Source organism: Roseibium sp., assembly GCF_025698965.1.
Taxonomy (GTDB): Bacteria; Pseudomonadota; Alphaproteobacteria; order Rhizobiales; family Stappiaceae; genus Roseibium.
In genome coordinates, this window is record NZ_JAILWL010000626.1 from 1 (window position 1) to 3,022 (window position 3,022).

The 3,022-nt window shown below is 55.2% G+C and carries 3 protein-coding genes; all 3 read left to right on the forward strand.

Annotation, left to right across the window (positions count from 1 at the left end):
- A partial coding sequence (locus K5905_RS30705; protein ID WP_297591520.1) for a transglycosylase domain-containing protein occupies positions 1-1,598 on the forward strand: 1,598 nt, incomplete at its 5' end.
- On the forward strand, positions 1,595-2,284 hold the full coding sequence (locus K5905_RS30710) for a DUF1214 domain-containing protein (RefSeq protein WP_297591521.1): 690 nt from the start codon (positions 1,595-1,597) through the stop codon (positions 2,282-2,284). The genes K5905_RS30705 and K5905_RS30710, both read left to right, overlap by 4 nt.
- Complete coding sequence (locus K5905_RS30715; protein ID WP_297591522.1) at positions 2,281-2,838, forward strand: hypothetical protein; 558 nt, start codon at positions 2,281-2,283, stop codon at positions 2,836-2,838. The genes K5905_RS30710 and K5905_RS30715 overlap by 4 nt, the downstream gene beginning before the upstream one ends.
- Positions 2,839-3,022: the final 184 nt, after the last annotated feature.

Below are 3,022 nucleotides of genomic sequence, written 5' to 3' on the forward strand. Positions count from 1 at the left end.
AAATCAAGGAAGCCTATCTGGCGCTTTGGCTTGAAGCCAACTTGTCCAAACAGGAGATCCTGAAGCTCTATCTCGACCGCGCTTACATGGGCGGTGGTGTCTTTGGTGTGACGGCGGCGTCGGAATTCTATTTCAACAAGAATGTGCGCGAACTCACGCTTGCCGAAAGCGCCATGCTCGCCGGCCTCTACAAGGCACCGACCAAATACGCTCCTCATATCAACCTTCCTGCAGCCCGTGCCCGCGCAAACGAAGTGCTGACCAACATGGTCCAGGCAGACCTGTTGACGGAAGGACAAGTAATCGGAGCCAGACGCAATCCGGCCCTTGCTGTCGATCGGTCTCAGGAGCAGTTGCCTGAATACTTTCTCGACTGGGCACTTGAAGAAGTTAAGAAACTGGCACGGCGCAACCCTGCCCTTGCCCGTGACCGCATCGTGACCGTGCGCACGACACTCGACCCTGCACTGCAACGCCAGGCCGATCTTGCGGTCGAAACAATATTGCGGGAGAACGGCAAACTTCGCGATGCCAGTGAAGCCGCCCTTGTATCCATGATTCCCGACGGAGCCGTCGTCGCAATGGTAGGTGGCAGATCCTACGGTGAAAGCCAATTCAATCGTGCGGTTGCCGCATTGAGGCAACCGGGGTCGTCATTCAAGCCCTTTGTCTACATGACCGCATTTTTGAACGGCTACGGTCCGGACAGCATTGTTCCGGACAGACCGGTCTGGATCGGCAACTGGTCACCCAAAAACTATTCCAGACGTTATCGTGGTCCGGTCACGTTAAGGACCGCGTTGACGAAATCGATCAACACGATCCCGGTCCGGCTTTCTCTCGACTTCGGCCGGGAAAAAATCATCGAAACCGCCTATGCCATGGGACTGACACATGAGCTTGAGAATTCCATCTCCTTGCCGATCGGCTCGTCGGAGGTCTCAGTGATTGACATGGCGTCGGCCTATGCTGTCTTCGCCAGCAACGGCTACAAGGCCTCTGCTTACGCCATCTTGGAAGTCAAGAACAGCGACGGAAAAGTTCTCTATCTCCGCGATCAGGAAGAGACGGAAAAAGTCCGCGTTCTGCCAGAAGACAAGGTCCATGAAATAAACGATATCCTGGTCAACGTTGTGGAAGCAGGTACGGCACGACGCGCTCGCATCGATGGTGTTGTGGCTGCTGGAAAAACCGGGACGACAAATGCCTATAGAGATGCCTGGTTCGTTGGCTATACGGGTAATTTTTCGACCGCGGTCTGGTTCGGAAACGACGACTTCTCCTCAACGCGCCGCGTCACAGGTGGCAGTCTGCCGGCAATGACCTGGCAACTTTACAATGACTACGCCCACAAGGGCATCGAACTTGCCAGGATGCCGGGTGTTGAAGCAGAAACCCTGCCCCGGCTGGCTCGCGCTGCGCCGGATACTCAATCAGAAGAGAACGTTATCAAAGCACAACCACGTGTCCTGAAACGACGGACACAGGAGATCTTGCTCAGGATCGGTAAAGACCTTAACCGCCTGAACGAAAAGTCCAGTGCCAGGATCGGGCCAGAAGCGCCCTCTTCCCCGACCGACTATGCGGCCGCTCAATGACAGACGCCTCAATTCGCCCACCTGGCCAGACTCATAGCGAAGCAGATTGGTATGATGAAAAGCTGCCAATCGCGATCCGTCCCCATCGCAGCCATCCTTTGCGCACCCTTGCAACGGTCACACTGGTCGTCGCTCTTGCATCGCTTTTGGGTATCAGTTCCGCCTATTTCGTTATTGAGCGAGAACAACCTCTTGATGCAGTCACGATTGGTTCGTGGCAAGCCTATCCCAAAGCCGGTACGGCGGACGCAGATCCCTATTCGGTCGCGATCTACACACGCGGGGCCGTCGTTCCGCTTGCCTCCGGCGAAGGGCTGGCATTGGTTGCCCGTGAAGACAGAGCCGGACATGTTCTTGACCCCACCTGCATTTACCGAATTGCAGGTCAGACACCCTCTGCCAGACTGTGGACACTGACCGCCGTGGACGGTCACGGCCGGCTTGTGGAGACCCTGCCCGGGAGAGTGCATCTGGCAAGCCAGAATCTCTTGCGCAACCCGGATGGTACATTTGAAGTAACGGCAGCCAGAAACCCGCATTCCGGCAATTGGTTGCCGCTGGCCGCAACTGCAAATGCCAGCGATGGATTGCGATTCGTGCTGCGCCTTTACGATGCTCCCGTCACCACGGGTGCTGCCTTGGACGGTGTCGGCATGCCGACCATTGAAAGGTTGGGGTGTCCATGACGCTTTCTTCCCGCTTCAGCCTGACCGTCGGAATACTGGCAACGCTATGTCTGGCGGCAATCATCCACATTCTCGTGGTGCTCAGCATTCCCCATAATGTGCAGCACAGCGCGTTCGACAACGTGGCAAAACACGGTCCCGACCGGCAGTTCAATCTGCTGCCGGACGTAAAACCGGGAGACGAAGCCTTACCAGATCTCGACCCGGCCATGAAACACGCCACATGCCGTTTTCAGCTCATAGACGGGCCGGTTCTGTTCGACGCAAGTATTCCGGTGCCGTTCTGGTCCATCGGGCTATTCAATTCCGCCGGCGAAGCTGTTTACAGCCTCAACAATCGGACGGCAGGTGCTGAACGCCTGTCCATGCTGGTTCTCACGACCGAACAGTTGTCTATCCTGAGAGAAAACCCGCCAGAAAATCTTGAAGACCTGATCGTCATCGAAACCGAGGAAATCAGCGGCTTTGCCCTTCTAAGGGCCTATGTCCCTCACCCGACAAAGATGGACGAAATCGACAGGGCACTGATGGCGGCAAGCTGCGGAACGATCTGACAGAAACAGAATACTTTTCATTTCCGTTCGGTTACTGCAGATTTAAAAATAGTTAAATAGCAAATTCGGGAAAACACACCATCTTTGTCTCATCACGCAAAGATGGAGACGTACAAATGCTTAAACTCTACAGAAGGTATCGGACGGACAAAGCGCCCGATACAAACAAAGCAATGACTAAAAG

Bases quoted from the DNA above. Each gene is read 5' to 3' on its own strand.
- K5905_RS30710 (WP_297591521.1), top strand. From the start codon at position 1,595: ATGACAGACGCCTCAATTCGCCCACCTGGCCAGACTCATAGCGAAGCA.
- K5905_RS30715 (WP_297591522.1), top strand. From the start codon at position 2,281: ATGACGCTTTCTTCCCGCTTCAGCCTGACCGTCGGAATACTGGCAACG.